The 17656-nt window shown below is 67.0% G+C and carries 14 protein-coding genes and 1 tRNA gene; 8 read left to right on the top strand and 7 right to left on the bottom strand.

Annotated elements, in window-relative coordinates:
• Positions 1-426: 426 nt before the first annotated feature.
• Positions 427-1611 carry an aminotransferase class V-fold PLP-dependent enzyme gene (locus tag ABEA50_RS02250; RefSeq protein WP_345493295.1) on the bottom strand — a complete coding sequence of 395 codons (1185 nt, stop codon included), beginning with the start codon at positions 1609-1611 and terminating at the stop codon, positions 427-429.
• Between the two features lie 234 nt (positions 1612-1845).
• On the opposite strand from ABEA50_RS02250, the gene egtA reads away from it, so the two are divergent.
• From egtA to egtD, 4 genes are all read left to right on the top strand, one after another.
• Entirely contained in the window at positions 1846-3159 is a 1314-nt protein-coding gene (gene egtA / locus ABEA50_RS02245; protein WP_345493294.1) for an ergothioneine biosynthesis glutamate--cysteine ligase EgtA, read from the top strand.
• A 69-nt stretch (positions 3160-3228) separates the two neighbouring features.
• Complete coding sequence (gene egtB, locus ABEA50_RS02240) at positions 3229-4560, top strand: ergothioneine biosynthesis protein EgtB (protein ID WP_345493293.1); 1332 nt, start codon at positions 3229-3231, stop codon at positions 4558-4560.
• A gap of 30 nt (positions 4561-4590) precedes the next feature.
• Entirely contained in the window at positions 4591-5415 is an 825-nt protein-coding gene (egtC, locus tag ABEA50_RS02235) for an ergothioneine biosynthesis protein EgtC (RefSeq protein WP_345493292.1), read from the top strand.
• A gap of 103 nt (positions 5416-5518) precedes the next feature.
• Entirely contained in the window at positions 5519-6487 is a 969-nt protein-coding gene (egtD, locus tag ABEA50_RS02230) for an L-histidine N(alpha)-methyltransferase (RefSeq protein ID WP_345493291.1), read from the top strand.
• Positions 6488-6539: 52 nt separating this feature from the next.
• On the opposite strand, the gene ABEA50_RS02225 is transcribed toward egtD, so the two are convergent.
• The 6 genes from ABEA50_RS02225 to ABEA50_RS02200 all read right to left on the bottom strand — a co-directional run bounded on the left by ABEA50_RS02225 (position 6540) and on the right by ABEA50_RS02200 (position 11295).
• The gene (locus tag ABEA50_RS02225; RefSeq protein ID WP_345493290.1) at positions 6540-7187 is read right to left on the bottom strand and encodes a DUF2461 domain-containing protein; all 648 of its coding nucleotides are present in this window, start codon (positions 7185-7187) and stop codon (positions 6540-6542) included.
• 18 nt (positions 7188-7205) lie between these two features.
• Positions 7206-7973, bottom strand: coding sequence for a hypothetical protein (locus tag ABEA50_RS02220; protein WP_345493289.1), 768 nt, complete (start codon positions 7971-7973; stop codon positions 7206-7208).
• 229 nt (positions 7974-8202) lie between these two features.
• Positions 8203-8526, bottom strand: a complete 324-nt coding sequence (locus tag ABEA50_RS02215; protein WP_345493288.1) for a hypothetical protein — start codon at positions 8524-8526, stop codon at positions 8203-8205.
• A 100-nt stretch (positions 8527-8626) separates the two neighbouring features.
• A complete protein-coding gene (locus ABEA50_RS02210; RefSeq protein WP_345493287.1) occupies positions 8627-9607 on the bottom strand; it encodes a ribose-phosphate diphosphokinase in 981 nt (326 codons plus the stop codon).
• A gap of 2 nt (positions 9608-9609) precedes the next feature.
• Positions 9610-11130, bottom strand: a complete 1521-nt coding sequence (gene glmU / locus ABEA50_RS02205; RefSeq protein ID WP_345493286.1) for a bifunctional UDP-N-acetylglucosamine diphosphorylase/glucosamine-1-phosphate N-acetyltransferase GlmU — start codon at positions 11128-11130, stop codon at positions 9610-9612.
• 91 nt (positions 11131-11221) lie between these two features.
• Positions 11222-11295, bottom strand: a tRNA-Gln gene (locus tag ABEA50_RS02200).
• 310 nt (positions 11296-11605) lie between these two features.
• On the opposite strand from ABEA50_RS02200, the gene ABEA50_RS02195 reads away from it, so the two are divergent.
• The 4 genes from ABEA50_RS02195 (at position 11606) to ABEA50_RS02180 (ending at position 17592) form a co-directional block, all read left to right on the top strand.
• Complete coding sequence (locus tag ABEA50_RS02195) at positions 11606-12220, top strand: TetR/AcrR family transcriptional regulator (RefSeq protein ID WP_345494614.1); 615 nt, start codon at positions 11606-11608, stop codon at positions 12218-12220.
• A gap of 182 nt (positions 12221-12402) precedes the next feature.
• Entirely contained in the window at positions 12403-13050 is a 648-nt protein-coding gene (locus ABEA50_RS02190) for a TetR/AcrR family transcriptional regulator (protein ID WP_345493285.1), read from the top strand.
• Positions 13051-13231: 181 nt separating this feature from the next.
• Positions 13232-16855 carry a transcription-repair coupling factor gene (mfd, locus tag ABEA50_RS02185; protein WP_345493284.1) on the top strand — a complete coding sequence of 1208 codons (3624 nt, stop codon included), beginning with the start codon at positions 13232-13234 and terminating at the stop codon, positions 16853-16855.
• Complete coding sequence (locus ABEA50_RS02180) at positions 16852-17592, top strand: nucleoside triphosphate pyrophosphohydrolase (RefSeq protein ID WP_425577504.1); 741 nt, start codon at positions 16852-16854, stop codon at positions 17590-17592. Before mfd ends, ABEA50_RS02180 begins: the two co-directional genes overlap by 4 nt.
• The last annotated feature ends 64 nt before the right edge of the window (positions 17593-17656 follow it).

Below are 17656 nucleotides of genomic sequence, written 5' to 3'. Positions count from 1 at the left end.
CTGCACAAACAAACTGTCGTGTGTGGAACCGCCTTGAACTTCTTCCGTCGCACTGTCGTTTCTCGTCGCGCGGCGTTAACCAGCTTCCCGCGTGCCTCGCCTCGAGGTTGTCGCGCCGGTCGGTGTCGTCGCCGACGACCTCCCCGCGTTGCGGTCGAGGTCGAATCGTAGTCGGCGTCGCGGTGTGATCGGTAGTCGACCGGTGCCGCAACCCGGCGGATATCCGATCGTCGCTGGTCACGCCGATGGGTGCGTGGCGGATGCCCGAGCGAGCGCCGACGCGGCCCCTGCGCGTATCGAACGCCACTGTGCGAGAAGGAATTACCGCCGAGTACCGGTGTACGGGGTGTTACACACAAGCGATTGCGGGATATTCACCGATGCTTCGGGGCGGTGCTGTCGCGGGTGAGTACCGACGCGTGTCGTTCAGAGTGCGGCGACCGCCGCGACGAACCGGTCCAGTTCGGGATAGCTCACGAAGCAGTGCGGTGAAGCGCGGACGACGGCGGGCAGGCCACGGTCGGTCATGTCCAGCAGCGTAGAACTGGCGTGGCTGACCGTGACGGTGATGCCCTGCTCGGCCAGTCGCTCGCGCACGGCCATCGGCTCGACGCCGTCGACGGTGAACGAGACGATCCCGCTGTGCCGAGTGCCGATGTCGCGCACCGTGACTCGCGGGAGCTTCGGTAAGGCGGCCCGCAGGTGAGCCGCGCGTTCGGCGATCGCGTCGAAGACGTTCTGCGGTCCGAGATCGAGCAGGTACCGCACCGCGGCACCGAGTCCGAGGCGCGCCGCCACGTCGTGCTCCCAGAACTCGAAGCGGGTCGCGTCCTCGGCGAGCTGGTAGCGATCAGGACCCGACCACCGCGCACCGTGCAGATCCAGGCGGGTCGGTTCCAACGATTCGGCCAATTCCCGACGCAGATAGAGGAATCCGGTGCCGCGTGGGCCGCGCAGCCACTTGCGCCCCGTGGCCGAGAGCGCGTCGACACCGAGTTCGGTGACGTCGATCGAGATCTGGCCGATGGACTGGCACGCGTCGAGCAGCACGAGTGCGCCCACCGAGTGCGCGATCTGCGTGGCTTCGCGCGCGGGGTTGATCAACCCGCCGTTGGTGGGGACGTGCAGCAGCGAGACCAGTTTCACCCGCTCGTCGACCATCGCGCGCAAGGCCTCGAGATCGATCTGGCCGGAGCTGTCGCTGGGGATGGGTTCCACGCTCGCCCCCGTCGCGCGGGCTCGCTGCAGCGCCGCGATGGCGTTGCTCGCGTAGTCCGAGCCGCTGATCAGGATGCGGTCGCCCGCGCTGAGCGGGACCGAATAGAAGAAATCGGCCCACGAGCGGGAGGCGCTGTCGCTGAGCGCGAGGGTGGACGGTGCCGCGTTGATCAATGCCGCGATCTCGGTGCGCACCCGCGCCCGGTCGTCGAGGCGCTCCGTCGCGGCGCGGTAGCCGCCGACCTGCGACTCGCGCAGCAGATGCGCGATGACGGTGTCGGTGACGATGCGCGGCGGTAGCGAGGAACCGGCGCTGTCGAGGAAGACCGTCACAGATTCGTCATCGCGCGCGCATCCGGGCGTATCCGCCCTTATCAGGTCGTTGTCCAGCATGGTGGCGACCCTATCCGGTCCGTGGAATTGCTTCACTTGCCGATTTCTTGTCGGTGGTTCTCGCTACGCTGAAATGACGCCAAGCGGGGCAGCGCCGCCCGAGGAGACGGCGCGAACCACTCGCGAACGACATTTCGGCACCAACAGCACAGCAACACCACTCGGCACAGCGGCGATATCCGAAGCGAGCCCGGCAACCCGGCGGCGATTCGGTTCACCAGTGGAGGTTTTGGCATGGCGGTCACACTGGAACAGCGCGAGTCGGTCGGTCGTGCGCTCCAACAAGGCGATTTTTCCTCGCGGGCGGCGGCGGAGGCCTATGTCGGCGGCGTGTGTTTCAAGCTCGGGCCACCGGCGCTGATCGGCGCGGAACTCGAGTGGCTCACCGTCAGCGGGGAGTGTCCGCCGTCAGGCCGAACGGCCGCCCCGCGTCCGCGACTGACCGATTTCGCGGATGCCCTCGGAGTCCACACTCCACGTTCGCTCGTTCCCGATTCGCCGCAACAGCCACTGCCCGGCGGCAGCACGGTCACCCTGGAACCCGGTGGCCAAATCGAACTCTCCAGCGCTCCCTTCGCTGATGCCACGCAACTCACCACCAGCCTGCGTGACGACACTCTCCGACTACGCGATCTGCTCGCGACCCACGCCATCCACATCGTTCCCGCGGCGGCCGACACCGACCGCGAACCCGAGCGGCTGCTCCAGCTGCCGCGCTATCGGGCGATGGAGCAGTGCTTCGGCGGTATCGGCCCCTTCGGCAAGCTGATGATGTGCAATACCGCGGCGGCGCAGGTCAGCATCGACGCCGGGGCCGACAAGGCGCAGGTGGTCGCGCGGTGGACGGCGCTGTATGCCGTCGGCCCTGCGCTCACCGCGGCGTTCGCCTGCTCGCCGACGCTGCGCGGCGCCCCCGAAGGCGCGTGGGCCTCGCAGCGGATGCGCACCTGGCTGCGCCTGGATCACGCGCGAACCAGGCCCCCGGTGATGGATTGGGCCGATCCGATCGCCGCATACAGCAGGTGGGCGCTCGACGTCCCCATGCTGTGCCTGCGCAATGGTCGCGGTGAAACGGACTGGGCCGCCCCGCCGGGTGCCAGTTTCGCGGATTGGCTCTCGGGTGCCTTGGACGACGAGGTCGGCAGGCGCCCCGATCTTGTCGACCTGGACTATCACCTCACCACGCTGTTTCCCCCGGTCCGCGCCTCCGGTCATCTCGAGGTGCGCTACCTCGACGCGCAGCCCGGCGACGGGTGGACCGTCCCGATCCACGTGTTCGACGCGCTCATGTCGAGCGAAGCCGTGGTGGCGGAAGCGACCGCGCTCGCCGCATCGACGGCGGGCCACTGGCTGGTCGCCGCACGCTGCGGACTGGCCGACCCGCAGGTACGCGGTGCCGCGGTCGCGCTGCTGGAGTTGGCGGGCGCGCATGCGGCGAGTCAGGAGGCGGCCGCCCAGATCGCGGCGGCGGTGCGACGGTGCCGCGACGGGCGCACACCCACCGAGGAGCGCGACGACGGGCGGTCGGCGCACGGTGCCGTCGCGTGAACCCAAGTCACTGAACGAGATCCGGCGCCGCCGCCGGAGGATCACCACGAATGAGGCTCGGAGAATCCCATGACCATGCAGCATGCCGAACACCCCGAAGGGCTACGCGACCACATCGCCGACGTGCTCACCCGCTCCCGCGCACGCACCGGTGTGCTCACCGACGGCATCGACGAGGCCGAGCTGGTTGCCCAGCATTCCCGGCTGATGAGCCCGCTGGTGTGGGACCTCGCGCACATCGGCAATCAGGAGGAGCTCTGGTTGGTGCGTGACGTCGGCGGCCGCGAGCCGGTTCGCGCCGATATCGACCAGCTCTACGACGCCTTCAAACACGCGCGAGCCAACCGTCCGACGCTGCCGTTGCTCGACCCGACGCAGGCGCGCGGTTATGTCGCCACCGTGCGCGAGAAGGTCTGGGATGTCCTGGCGCGCACGCCATTCGAAGGCTCGTCGTTGACCAAGGGTGGGTTCGCGTTCGGGATGATCGCCCAGCACGAGCAGCAACACGACGAGACCATGCTCGCCACCCACCAGCTGCGCACCGGCGCGCCTGTGCTCTCGGCCGCGGCCGCACCCACCGTCGCGGCCCCGGTGACCGGCGAGGTGGTGATCGCCGCCGGCGAATTCACCATGGGCACCTCCACCGACCCGTGGGCGCTCGACAACGAGCGTCCCGCGCACCGAGTCACGGTGCCTGGCTTCGCGATCGACGCCGCGCCCGTTACCAACGAGCAGTACCTGGCCTTCCTCGACGACGGCGGCTACGAACGCGAGGAACTGTGGTCCGAGCGCGGTTGGGCGCACCGGAAGGAAGCGGGCCTGGTCGCGCCGCAATTCTGGGAACGCGATCCGGCGGGGCGCTGGTGGCGACGGGTGTTCGGGGTGATGACGCCGCTGCGGCCGAGACAACCCGTGGTGCACGTGTGCTGGTTCGAGGCGCAGGCGTACGCGAACTGGGCGGGCAAACGACTGCCCACCGAGGCGGAGTGGGAGAAGGCGGCACGCTTCGACCCGAATACCGGCGTTTCGCGCCGATTCCCTTGGGGCGATCGCGAACCCGACACCGATACCGCCAATCTCGGCCAGGTCCATTTGGAGCCCGCCGAGGTGGGTGCCTACCCCGCCGGTGTGTCCGCGACCGGGGTGCATCAGCTCGTCGGCGACGTGTGGGAGTGGACCGCCTCGGGTTTCGAGCCCTACCCCGGCTTCCACGCGTTCCCGTACCGGGAGTACTCCGAGGTGTTCTTCGGCGGCGACTACCGGGTGCTGCGCGGTGGTTCGTTCGGTACCGATCAGGTTGCCTGCCGTGGCACCTTCCGCAACTGGGATCATCCGATTCGCCGACAAATATTCGCCGGTTTCCGGCTGGCGCGTGATCTGCGAAAGGGCGAGGGCGAGTGAGGGTTTCCCACCTGAGCGGGGGCGATGCCGATGTGTAGGCATCTCGGTTATCTCGGTCCACGGGTTCGCGTCGGCGACATGCTCACCCTCGGCAGCCATTCGCTGCGCACACAGGCGTGGGCGCCCGAGCAGATGCGCGGTGGCGGCACGATCAACGCCGACGGTTTCGGGGTGGCCTGGTGGCGGGACGCGGACGGGTCGGGTGACCCCGATGCGCAGATCACCGTCAGCCGTTACCGCAACGCCGACCCCATCTGGACCGATCCCGCCGTCGACGAGGTTCTGCCGCAACTGGAGTCGTGGGGTGTGCTCGGTTCGGTGCGTTCGGCGACGGTCGGGATGCCGGTGGAGCGCGCGGCGTGCGCGCCGTTCACCCGCGGCCGGTGGGCGTTCAGTCACAACGGCTCGGTGCCGGACTGGCGTCGCGCGCTCACCGCCGTCGCCGCCGAATTCGCGGATACGGCGGCAGAACTCGGTGTCGAGGGGCTGTTCGATGCCGAGGGCCTGCTGGCGGCCGAGTCGACCACCGACGCGGCGACGCTGTGGGTGTTGCTGCGCGGACTGCTCGCCACCGGGTCGCCGGACGGCGAATGGTCGGCCGCCCCCGCGGCATTGCGGCTGCTCGTCTCGGCCGTACTCGCCCATTCCCCGGAGGCGAGGCTGAACCTTCTGCTCGGTGACGGCGCCCAACTCTGGGCGACGACCTGCTATCACTCGCTGTCGGCGCTGGTCACCGAAACCTTCGCGATTCTCGCCTCCGAACCGTTCGACAACGACCCGCGCTGGCAGTCGATTCCCGACCGCAGCCTGGTGATCGCCGCGCCGGGAACGTTGACGGTCGAGAACCTGCTATGACGCTGCTTCCTACCTCTCGTTACCCAATAACACTGTGCCCCAATAACGCTCAGACCCTTATGACGCCGCGACCCAGTCGATCGCCACTTCCGAAAGGCCTGCGATGAACTCTCCGACCCTGGAAGTCCACCTCTCCGACGACGACCTCACCTCGGCACTGCGTGCCGACGCGGAGCTCGGTCTCACCGCCGACCCGAAATGGTTGCCGCCCAAGTGGTTCTACGACGCGCGCGGCAGTGAGTTGTTCGAACAGATCACCCAGCTGCCCGAGTATTACCCCACCCGCACCGAGCGCGCCCTGCTCGAGCGGGTGGTCGGCGAGATCGCGCGCAGTGCGCAGGCCGAGGTGTTGGTGGAGCTCGGCGCGGGATCCGCCGCCAAGACCAGGCTGTTGTTGAGCGCGCTCAGCACCGAAGGGCCTTTGAAAACCTATGTGCCGCAGGATGTCTCCTCCTCTGCGCTGCGTGGCGCCGCCGAAGAGGTGTCGACCGAATTTCCCGGCCTCGCGGTGCACGGTGTGGTCAGCGACTTCACCGACACCCTCCGTAACCTGCCACGCGGCGGACGCAGGATGATCGCCTTCCTCGGCGGCACCCTCGGCAACCTGGTACCCGCCGACCGTGCGGAATTCCTCGCCGAGATCCACCACGTCCTCGAACCGGGCGAGCACCTCCTGCTCGGTGTCGGCCTGGTGATCGATCCCGAGGCCCTCGTACCCGCCTACGCGGACGCGGCCGGGGTCACCGCGGAGTTCAACCGAAATGTCCTGCACGTACTCAACTCTCGATTGCGCGCCGACTTCGCACCGGAGAAGTTCGAACATCTGGCGGTCTGGGATGCGGCCAACGAGTGGATCGAGATGCGCCTCGCGGCGACCGAGGACATGACCGTCACCGTCGCCGACCTCGGCCGCACCGTGCACTTCGCGCGCGGTGAGCACCTGCGCACCGAGATCTCCGCCAAATTCCGTGCCGAGGGGTTGGCCAGCGAGTTGGCGGCGGCGGGTTTCCGCACCGAGCAGGTGTGGACCGATGATGATCAGCGGTTCGCGTTGGTGTTGGCCGGGCGGTGAACCGGTGGTTCGGTAAGCCGGGGTCGTGCTGCGGGGTTCGGATGATCGTGGTCTAGGTGTCGTCCGCGCCTGCGAGTACCGCTGCCAACCATTCGACCAGCGGGCGAAAGGTTTCCCACGCGGTGCGGACGTGGGTGGCGGCGGCGGGCGTGGTCAGCCAGGGCGGGGTGCCGAAGTCTTTGTTGGCTATGAGGGACTTGTGGCGCAGGAGCTCGATGCGGGGGTGGTCGGCGGGGTAGCCCCTCGGCTTGGTTTTGAGTTGCTCGCCGTCGATGGTGTAACCGGCGGCGGTGAGGTCGGCGAGAATAGCGGCGAGCTCGGCGCCACGGACCTTGTTGTCGATGGTCGCGCGTAACTGGGCGAGCTGGCCGGGGGTTCCTCGGTAGAAGCCGCCGCCGACGTGGAGGCCGGGGGCACCGAGCTGCAGGTACCAGCCGACGCCGGGCGCCACGATCGCCACCGCGCCCTGCGCGGTCTTGTAGGGCGTCTTGTCCTTGGCGAAACGGACGTCGCGATACGGCCGGAAGATCTTCACCGCGGCGAAATCTGCCTCGAGGTCGGCGGCCAGTGCGGTCATCGGCGCGCGTACCGCCTGCTGGTAGGTGTCCTTGTGCGCATTCCAGAAGGTCTTCGAGTTGTCGGCTTCCAGGTCTTCGTAGAAATCCAGGCCGGCCAACGGAAATCCGCCGAATTCGCTCATGGCAGGGAATCTACGTGGTCAGTTCAGGTCACCGCGAAACACGAGGAACTCGAGCACGAAGCCGAGCACCATGCCGACGCCCGCGGCGATGGCCGCCCACTTGCCGAGCGGTTCGCCGTTGTTGTGCCCGACCACGCCGAGGATGATCCCTGCGGGCCCGAACAGGATGGGGCAGAACAGGATCGCGATCACCGCGCAGACGAATCCGAGGATCGAATACACCTTGCCCGACTGTTTGGGTGTGGGTGTGGGGCCGAACGGTTCATACGGCGGCTGCCCGCCGGTCGGGGGAAAGCCTTGCCCCTGTGCTGCGCCCGCCGGTGGATAGCCGCTGTGTGGGTAGTGCGGATACGACTGTTGCGGTGGGGGTGTGCCGGGCGTCTGGTTACCCGGATCGTTTTGTGTTGTGTCCCATCGTGGGTCGCCGAACGGTCCCGGCCTTTGCGGCTGCGAAGCATTCGGGTAGGGCGGTATGCCCTCGGATATCTCGGCCTGCTGCCACCATTCGCCGACCGGTTGCCCAGTCGGCCGCGGCTCCCGCTCCCTGGGTGGTGTCGGTTGCCCGGAGGGTGGTGTGGGCGTTGTCGTGTCGGTTGGGGCGGACGGTGTGACGGGAGGCGTTCCGTCCGCCCCCGCGTCCGTCTGGCCCGGTGTGTTCGTGGTGGCGTCGGATTCCCTCGGTGTGCGCTTCTCGTCCGCCCCGGTCGGCTCGCTGGGCGCCGCATTGTCCGACTTCGGCGCGTCTGGCCCAGTGTCATCGGATCGCGGATCTCGGGGTGTGCTCATCGCGCTCTCCTGTCCGTCATCGACCTGCCGATTGCCGTTGTCGACCGTTTCCCGGGTGTGCGACGGTTCCGGGTCTGTGACGCCGGTCCCGCGCGCGAGTACTGTCCACCGCTGACGTGTCACGCCGGGTAGCTCTATCGTGGCGCGCACGAGCAAGTGTGTTAGCTAAAAGATTGCCACACTTGCGCGGTGTGGAGAGCTGTCGCGCTCCCCAGCATGGATCGCCGCCCTACAGGTCGGTGTCTTCGACGATATCGACCGCAGCCGCCTCGGCCGGACGATCGTCCTCCTCGGCGTCCTCGACCGCCTGCTCGTGCGGTGTCCACTCCTGCGACAGTTCCTCGGAGATACCGAGTCTGCCGTCATCGTCGTCCTCGTGATAACGGATGCGCAGGTCGGCAGGCGGGTCCTCGACGGTGCGCTGATAGGCGCGGATCTCGTCTTCCTGCTCGTCGTCGCCGAGATCGGTATCAGGGTCGGGAGATTCCTGATCCGAGGTCGCGTCCGAGTTCACTTCCGACTCCAGCTCCGAGTCCCACGGGTCACGGTCCATGCACCCAGTGTTCCTCGCGATCACGCGGACAAACACCGAACCCGGAGACAAAAAACGGTGGCCCCGACCGTCAGGTCGGGGCCACCGCGCGAGAAATCGGTCAGGCGTTGCCGTTGAAAAGGCCGGTCACCGAGCCGTTCTCGAAAACCTCACGAATCGTGCGAGCCAGCAGCGGTGCGATGGAGAGCACGGTCAGCTGCGCGAACTTCTTGTCCTCGCTGATCGGCAGCGTATTGGTCACCACGACCTCCTTCGCGCCGCAGGAAGCGAGGCGCTCGGCGGCGGGCGCGCTCAGCACACCGTGCGTCGCGGCGATCACCACGTCGCCGGCACCGGCGTCCTTCAGCACGCTGACCGCACCCGCGATCGTGCCACCGGTGTCGATCATGTCGTCGATCAGGATGCAGGTGCGGCCCTCGACGTCACCGACGACCCGGTTGGACTTCACCTGATTGGGCACCAGCGGGTCACGGGTCTTGTGGATGAACGCCAGCGGCGAGCCACCCAGCGAGTCCGCCCACTTCTCGGCGACGCGGACGCGGCCGGAGTCCGGCGAGACCACGGTGATGTGCTCGAGGCTGTAGTTGTTGCGCACGTACTCCGCGAGTTGCACCTGCGCGTGCATGTGATCGACCGGGCCGTCGAAGAAGCCCTGGATCTGATCGGTGTGCAGGTCGACGGTGATGATGCGGTCCGCGCCCGCGGTCTTCAGCAGGTCGGCGACCAGGCGCGCGGAGATCGGCTCGCGGCCACGGTGCTTCTTGTCCTGACGTGCGTACGGGTAGAACGGCAGCACCGCGGTGATCCGCTTGGCCGACCCACGCTTGAGCGCGTCGATCATGATCAGCTGTTCCATCAACCAGGTGTTCAGCGGAGCGGGGAAGCTCTGCAACACGAAGGCATCCGAACCGCGTACCGACTCCTCGAACCGGACGAAGATCTCGCCGTTGGCGAAGTCGCGCGCGGTCTGCGGCGTGACGTGGACGTCGAGTTCCTTGGCGACCTGCTCAGACAGCTCAGGATGTGCGCGGCCCGAGAAGAGCATCAGGTTCTTCTGGTTGTCCGTCCATGACGCGGTCACTGCTATTTGCCATCCTTTTGTTCGATTGCCTGACCGGACAGGTCTTGTTCGTCCGCGATGTCCTTGTTGATGGCGGCCTCGCTGGCCTCGGCCGCTGCCGCCGCCGCTTTAGCCGCGTCCGTCCCTGGTCGACGCCGTTGCACCCAATCTTCGATGTTCTTCTGGGGCCCACCGGAAACGGCCAATGCTCCGGGCGGAACGCTACTGCGCAGCACAGTACCCGCCGCCGTGTAGGCGCCGTCACCCACCGTCACCGGGGCGATGAACATGGTGTCGCTGCCGGTCCGCACATGCGAGCCGACGGTGGTGTGGTGCTTGCGTACGCCGTCGTAGTTGACGAAAACGCTGGAGGCGCCGATATTGCTGTGTTCGCCGATCGTCGCGTCGCCGACATAGGTCAGGTGCGGCACTTTGGAGTGCGCGCCGATCGAGGCGTTCTTCGTCTCGACGAAGGCGCCGAGTTTGCCGGAATGCCCGAGCACCGTGCCGGGTCGCAGGTAACTGAAGGGTCCGATGGTGGCGCCGGGCCCGACGGTCGCGCCTTCGCCGTGGGTGCGTACCACCGTGGCGCCGTCGCCGACCAGGACATCGGTGAGTGTGCAATCGGGTCCGACCTCGGCGTCCTCGCCGATGACGGTCTCGCCGAGCAGTTGCACGCCGGGGCGCAGCACCGCGTCCCTGCCGATCTTCACCTGCGCGTCCACCCAGGTCGTGGCGGGGTCGATGATGGTGACGCCCGCGCGCATGTGGCGTTCGAGAATGTAGCGGTTGAGTGTGCTCGTCGCCGCGGCCAGTTGCACGCGATCGTTCACGCCGGTGACCTTGGCGGCGTCGACGAGTCGGGCGCCGTGCACCGGATGTCCGCCTTCGCGGGCCAGGCGCAGCACGTCGGTGAGATACAACTCGTGTTGGGCGTTCGCGGTGGACAGCCGGCTGATCATGGTGCGCAGCACCGAGGTGTCGAAGGCGTACACACCGGAGTTGACCTCGTGGATCGCCGCCTGTTCCGGGGTGGCGTCCGCGTGCTCGACGATCTCGATGACCTGTCCGCTCTCGTCGCGGACTATGCGGCCGTAGCCGTTGGGGTCGTCGGGGACGAAGGTGAGCACGGTGACCGCGGAGCGATCACCGTAACTGCGGTGCTCGTCCAACAGCGCGGACAGGGTGTGCCCGTCCAGCAGTGGCACGTCGGCGGAGGTGACCAGCAGGTCACCACTGAAACCGGCGGGCAGTGCGAGCAGAGCGCACTGCACCGCGTGGCCGGTGCCGAGTTGTTGTTCCTGAATGGCCGGGGTGATCTCGCGGCCGAGTTCGTCGGCGACCTCGGTGACCGCGGATCCCACCTGGTCGCGGTCGTGGCCGATGACGGTGATGAGGTAGGTGGGGTCGATCTCGTTCGCCGCATGCAGCGCGTGCGCGAGCATGCTCTGGCCAGCCAACGAATGCAGGACTTTGGGTGTTTTCGACCGCATCCGTGTTCCGGCGCCGGCGGCGAGAACGACAACCGCGGTCTGCTGTGGCATGGATCTCCCTCGGCTGCCTGTCACGTGCGTGGCTGTCGTCGTGGTCGGTCGGCGAAATGCGCGGGGCCCAACGATCGTGAGTGTGCCCCGTTGGCTCCGCCGCCAGGACTCGAACCTGAACTATCTGAACCAAAATCAGAGGTGCTGCCATTACACCACGGCGGATTGCCACATCGGCGGTTGGCGAAACCCCCGCCGCTGTGCCACGGCACGGAAAAGATACTCGCACACCGATCCGCCACTCGGCCAATTCTTCCCCGGGGTTCCTCGGGAGTCGGTGCGGCGTGGCGCGGCGAAGTTCGCGGTTCCCGCTGAGATCGGTCGCGGTGTCCGTGACAATCGGATGTCGTGCCCCTGGGGCGGCGGGCAGCGCGGTGAAGCTGTCTGGAACAGTTGATGCCGGTGATAAGTCAGGCGCTGGGGCTAGGAGGCGGAGTTGTCTTCCAATGAGTCACATCGGGTGTCCCGGCCGCGCATGACGGGCACCCAACGCAGGCAGCAGTTGATCGAGATCGGTCGGGCATTGTTCGCCGAGCGTGGGTACGACGCGACCTCCATCGAGGAGATCGCGCAACGGGCTCAGGTCTCGAAACCGGTGGTGTACGAGCATTTCGGTGGTAAAGAGGGGCTGTACGCGGTAGTCGTCGACCGTGAGATGTCGATGCTGCTGGACATGATCACGTCCTCGCTGACCCATCATCGTTCGCGCATCCGTTTGGAACGTGTGGCGCTCGCGCTGCTGACCTATATCGAGGAGCGCACCGATGGTTTCCGCATCCTGATTCGCGATCAACCGGCGGCGACCGCCGACGGTCGGTACTCGAGCCTGCTCAACGAGGCCGTGAATCAGGTGGCACACATCCTCGCGGGAGATTTTCAGCGGCGTGGATTCGATACCAGTCTCGCCACGCTGTACGCGCAGGCGCTGGTCGGGCAGGTATCGACGGCGGCGACCTGGTGGCTGGACGAGCGCGAGCCGTCGAAAGAGGTTGTCGCGGCGCATCTGGTGAACCTGTGTTGGAACGGGTTGAGTCACCTCGATGCCACGCCGCGTCTGACTTCCGAAGCGGTACCCGAGGCACGGGAGTGACTCAGGTTGTTAACCAGTGAATTGCGCGCAGACGCTGAGCGTCTGCCCGAATTAGTTGCCGGACGCCCGCCTGGTGGTACGGTTCACCCATCCTTTGGGTGCTGTTCGGGCGGTAAGTCGGTCTACTTCGTGATGTCGGTCTACTTCAGGATGGCTGGTTTTTAGGATGACAGGCGGATCTGATGGCTAGGCAAGCGCGCGCGGAGATCACCCGCGACTCCGTTCTGGCGGGCGCTGCCGATGTCTTTCTGCGCTTGGGCTACGCGAACGCGAGCCTCAGCGAGATCATCTCGCAGTCCAATGTGACCAAGGGCGCCTTGTACTTTCATTTCGGCTCGAAGGAAGAGCTGGCGCGCGCCGTGGTCGACCAGGGCAACGAGCGAATGATCAGTGAGTGTCGCGGCTTCTTCGACTCGCGGGTTCCCGCGCTGGAGGCCTGCATCGGCATCACCTACGTGGTCGCCGATCTGACGATGAACGATCCGATGGTCGGCGCGATGCTGAAGCTGACCTACCAGATCGGTGATTATCGCGGCGCCAACGGCAACAATATCGCCGCGGCATGGAGCAAGACCTACAACGGCCTAGCCGAACGCGCCATCGCCCAGGGCGACCTCGCCGAGGACCTGGACGCCGACGTCATCGGAATGCTCTTGCAGGAGATGACCGCAGGCGTACACATCACCGCGGTCGGCACCGAAACCGTCGACCAAATGGCCGCCAGGATGGAACGCGCCTGGTACTTCCTGCTCCCCTCCCTGGTCCCGCCCGAAAAGCTCGGCTACTTCCGAGAATTCGCGGCCCGCAGGCTCCGCCGCTACGTCCCCTAGCTCCCGAACCCCGAGGGTCACCAGAGGCGTGGTCCGGGGATCGTCGGGAGGTAGCCGTCGGCGTGTCCTGGTTGATCTTGGTTCGCGGTGGTTCGGTGGGCGAGGGGTTGGGTGTCGGGGGGCGTGATTAGACTCGGTTGGTCGGTCCTAGGCCTCCCCGTTCGCAGCTCAGGAGTTGTTCATGTCGACCCATCGTCCACCGCTGGCCGGGCTGGCGGCGGCGGCTGACGCCGACGCGGCGTTGCGGACCGTTGCCGAACTTGTCGGGAAGACGGCGGTCGAGTTGGTGGCGCCCGCCGCGGTGCGTCCGTTCGTGGCCGCGACGGTGGCGGCGGCGAAGCCGCTGGTCGTGGTCACGGCGACGGGGCGTGAGGCCGACGATCTGACGGTCGAGTTGGAGGAAATACTCGGCGCCGCGGTCGCGCAATTCCCCTCGTGGGAGACGTTGCCGCACGAACGGCTTTCGCCCGGTCCGGACACGGTCGGACGCAGGCTGGAGGTGCTGCGCAGGCTCGCGCACCCCGAAGACTCGGTGTTCCCGGTCCCGCTGCGGGTGGTGGTGACTACCGTCCGCTCGCTGATGCAGCCGATGTCGGCGGGTCTCGGCGATATCGAGCCGGTCGTGCTGCGCGTGGGCACCGAACACGACTTCGACGAATTACTCACTCGCCTGGTCGAATTCGCGTACACGCGGGTGGACATGGTCGGTAAGCGCGGCGAGTTCGCGGTGCGCGGCGGCATCCTCGACCTGTTCGCGCCGACCGCGGATCATCCGGTGCGCGTGGAGTTCTGGGGCGACGAGGTGAGCGAGTTGCGCGCGTTCTCGGTCGCCGATCAGCGCTCGATCGGCGAGGTGAACATCGAGGTCGTGGTCGCGCCGCCGTGTCGCGAGCTGCTGCTCACCACCGAGGTGCGCGAGCGCGCGCAGGCGGTCGCGCAGACGCATGCCGCCGACGCGTCCCTGGTCGAGATGTTGGAGAAGCTGGCCGCCGGAGTTCCCGTCGACGGTATGGAGGCGCTGCTTCCGGTCCTGCGGCCGGGGCAATTGCGCATGCTCAGCGAGGTTTTGCCCTCGGGAACCCATGTGCTGCTGTGTGATCCGGAGAAGATCCGTACCCGCGCCGCCGATCTGGTCCGTACCGGCGAGGAGTTCTTGGAGGCGTCATGGACGGCGGCCTCCTTCGGCGCCGACGCACCCTTGGGGGGCAACGGGCTCGACCTGGGAGCCTCGGGTTACCGGCCGCTTTCGGAGATCCGTGCCAGCGCCGACCGCAACGATCTGCCGTGGTGGACGCTGAGCCAGCTCACCTCGGGTGACCCCGCCGAAGTCGTGCTCCCGATCCTGGCCGGTCCGACCGCGCGTGGTTCCGACGAACTCGTCGCCACCATCTTCGCCACCCTGCGTGCGCACGTCACCACCGGCGGCAAAGCGGTGGTCGTTGTCGCGGGTCACGGCACGGCGCAACGCACCATGGAACGGCTCGGCGACGCCGAGGTGCCCGCGGCGTTGCTGGCGGCGGGTGCCGAACCGAGTCCCGGTGTGGTCGGCGTGCTGTGTGGTTCGCTGCACGACGGGTTGGTTTTCGATTCGGCCGGTTTGGTGGTGGTCTCCGAGTCCGACCTCACCGGCAACCGGGTCACCGCGCCCACCGAGGGCAGGCGGCTGCCCGCCAAGCGCCGCAATCAGGTCGACCCGCTCGCACTGCACGCCGGTGACATGGTGGTGCACGACCAGCACGGCATCGGCAAGTTCGTCGAGATGATCGAACGCACCGTCGGCGGCGCGCGCCGGGAGTACCTGGTGATCGAGTACGCGCCCGGTAAACGCGGTCAGCCGGGCGACCGTTTGTTCGTGCCGATGGAATCGTTGGATCAGCTCTCCCGCTATGTCGGTGGCGAGATGCCGAGCTTGTCGAAGCTCGGCGGCTCGGACTGGTCGAACACAAAACGTAAGGCGCGCAAGGCGGTTCGGGAGATCGCGGGCGAACTGGTGCAGCTGTATGCCGCACGTCAGGCCGCGCCAGGCCACGCCTTCGCGCCGGACTCGCCGTGGCAGCAGGAGATGGAGGACGCGTTCGCCTTCACCGAGACGGTCGATCAGATGACCGCCATCGCCGAGGTGAAGTCGGACATGGAGAAAGCGGTCCCGATGGACCGGGTGGTGTGCGGCGATGTCGGGTACGGCAAGACCGAGATCGCGGTGCGCGCCGCGTTCAAGGCGGTGCAAGACGGCAAGCAGGTCGTGGTCTTGGTGCCGACAACCCTGCTGGCACAGCAACATCTGCAAACCTTCGCCGAGCGGGTCGCCGGATTCCCTGTCACGGTGAAGGGCCTGTCGCGCTTCACCGACCCGGGCGAATCGCGCGCGGTGATGGCGGGGATGGCCGACGGTTCGGTCGACATCGTCGTCGGTACCCACCGGCTGCTGCAAACCGGTGTGCGCTGGAAGGATCTCGGCCTGGTCATCGTCGACGAGGAGCAGCGTTTCGGGGTGGAGCACAAGGAACACATCAAGGCGTTGCGCACCCACGTCGACGTGTTGACCATGTCGGCGACGCCGATTCCGCGCACCCTGGAGATGAGTTTGGCCGGCATCCGTGAGATGTCGACCATTCTCACCCCGCCGGAGGAGCGCCACCCCGTGCTCACCTACGTGGGTGGCTACAACGACAAGCAGGTGACCGCCGCGATCCGACGTGAGTTGTTGCGCGACGGCCAGGTCTTCTACGTGCACAATCGGGTGTCCTCGATCGACAAGGCCGCCAAGCGGATTCGTGATCTGGTGCCGGAGGCTCGGGTCGCGGTCGCGCACGGTCAGATGAACGAGGACGCGTTGGAATCCACGGTGCAGGGTTTCTGGCAGCGCGAGTTCGACGTGCTGATGTGTACGACGATCATCGAGACGGGTCTGGATATCTCGAACGCGAACACCTTGATCGTGGAACGCGGCGACGCGCTTGGTCTTTCGCAGTTGCATCAGTTGCGAGGCCGGGTGGGACGCAGCCGCGAGCGTGGTTACGCCTACTTCCTGTATCCGCCGGAGAAGCCGCTCACCGAGACCGCCTATGACCGGCTCGCCACCATCGCGCAGAATTCCGATCTCGGTGCCGGTATGGCGGTGGCGATGAAGGACTTGGAGATTCGCGGTGCGGGCAATGTGCTCGGTGCCGAGCAGTCCGGTCACGTGGCGGGGGTCGGGTTCGATCTGTATGTGCGGCTGGTCGGTGAGGCGGTGGAGGCCTATCGCGCCGCCGCCGACGGCAAGCCGGTGGTGACCGAGGAGGTCAAGGAGGTGCGCATCGACCTGCCCGTCGACGCGCATATTCCCCCTGACTACATCGCCAGCGATCGGCTTCGCCTGGAGGCCTACCGCAAACTCGCCGCCGCGCAGGAGGATTCGGCGCTGGCCCTGGTGGTGGAGGAGCTGGTCGACCGGTATGGTCCGCTGCCGGTCGAGGTCGGCCGGTTGGTCTCGGTGGCGAAGTTGCGGCTGCTGGCTCGCGAGTACGAGATCACCGAGATCGCGGTTACCGGGACGACATTGAAGATCTCGCCACTGCGCCTGCCCGACTCCAAACAGCTGCGGCTCAAGCGCATCTATCCGAGTGCCACCTATCGCCCCACCTCCAATGTGGTGCAGTTGCCGTTGCCGAGGGTGGAGGACAGTGTTGGCGCGCACCGGGTGCGTGACGTGGTGTTGTTGCAGTACGTCGCCGATCTGCTGCTGGCTCTGGACGGAAAGGCGCAGGGGGCGGTCGACCTCACGGTGGCGACCGAGCATTCCGAGCATTCCGGGGCTCGATGACGTCGTCGGAGTTCGGGTCGGGGTCGGATTCGGTGGCGGAACCGGGGTCGGTCGCGGCCGATACCGCCCTGGTCGCCGCGGGTTTGGCCGGTGCGGTCGAGGTGATGGACCGGCTCTGGGATTTCGGTGGCTGGGAGGTGACGCAAACCCACGATTCGTTGCGCCCCTACCTGCTGGAGGAGACCTACGAACTGCTCGACGCGATCGGTGACGCCGACGCGGCGACGATCAAGGAGGAACTCGGCGACCTGCTGTTGCAGGTGTTGTTCCATTCCAGGATCGCCGAGGCGGCAGGGGAATTCACGGTCCATGACGTCGCGTCCGCACTGGTCGACAAGCTCGTCCACCGCAGCCCGCACCTGGTGGATGCCGATTTCGCGGCCGGCACGACGCGGGCGGTGAAGATCGCCGCGCAGGAAAAGGCGTGGGAACAACGTAAATCCGAGGAAAAGTCTCGACGTTCGTGTCTTGACGGCATCGCCATGGCGCAGCCCGCGCTCGCGCTCGCGGAGAAAATCCGTTCCCGCAGTGCGCGCGCCGGGCTGCCGGATGATCTGATTCCGGATGCGCTGCGATCGGTCCAACTCGGTGGCCCCGACAGCGCGGAGGAGCGATTGCGTCAGGCCACACTGGATTTCGCCGCCGACATCCGCGCGGCCGAAGACGCCGCCGAACACGCGCGTGGTGCGCGTGCGCCGCTCACCGCGGCGCAGTGGCGTGCGCATTGGCCGACATGAGCATCCTCGGTGGGACAGCGCTGTCGCCGATCACGCGCGTGCGCTGGACTGATAGTCGGCTGAG

The organism is Nocardia callitridis, assembly GCF_039543305.1.
Lineage (GTDB): Bacteria > Actinomycetota > Actinomycetes > Mycobacteriales > Mycobacteriaceae > Nocardia > Nocardia callitridis.
Note: the sequence above shows the minus strand (reverse complement) of the source record. Positions and strands in the feature narration are given on the sequence as shown.

Coding starts and splice junctions, on each gene's coding strand:
- ABEA50_RS02250 (WP_345493295.1), bottom strand. CDS start 1,611: ATGCTGGACAACGACCTGATAAGGGCGGATACGCCCGGATGCGCGCGC.
- egtA (WP_345493294.1), top strand. CDS start 1,846: ATGGCGGTCACACTGGAACAGCGCGAGTCGGTCGGTCGTGCGCTCCAA.
- egtB (WP_345493293.1), top strand. CDS start 3,229: ATGACCATGCAGCATGCCGAACACCCCGAAGGGCTACGCGACCACATC.
- egtC (WP_345493292.1), top strand. CDS start 4,591: ATGTGTAGGCATCTCGGTTATCTCGGTCCACGGGTTCGCGTCGGCGAC.
- egtD (WP_345493291.1), top strand. CDS start 5,519: ATGAACTCTCCGACCCTGGAAGTCCACCTCTCCGACGACGACCTCACC.
- ABEA50_RS02225 (WP_345493290.1), bottom strand. CDS start 7,187: ATGAGCGAATTCGGCGGATTTCCGTTGGCCGGCCTGGATTTCTACGAA.
- ABEA50_RS02220 (WP_345493289.1), bottom strand. CDS start 7,973: ATGAGCACACCCCGAGATCCGCGATCCGATGACACTGGGCCAGACGCG.
- ABEA50_RS02215 (WP_345493288.1), bottom strand. CDS start 8,526: ATGGACCGTGACCCGTGGGACTCGGAGCTGGAGTCGGAAGTGAACTCG.
- glmU (WP_345493286.1), bottom strand. CDS start 11,130: ATGCCACAGCAGACCGCGGTTGTCGTTCTCGCCGCCGGCGCCGGAACA.
- ABEA50_RS02195 (WP_345494614.1), top strand. CDS start 11,606: ATGACGGGCACCCAACGCAGGCAGCAGTTGATCGAGATCGGTCGGGCA.
- ABEA50_RS02190 (WP_345493285.1), top strand. CDS start 12,403: ATGGCTAGGCAAGCGCGCGCGGAGATCACCCGCGACTCCGTTCTGGCG.
- mfd (WP_345493284.1), top strand. CDS start 13,232: ATGTCGACCCATCGTCCACCGCTGGCCGGGCTGGCGGCGGCGGCTGAC.
- ABEA50_RS02180 (WP_425577504.1), top strand. CDS start 16,852: ATGACGTCGTCGGAGTTCGGGTCGGGGTCGGATTCGGTGGCGGAACCG.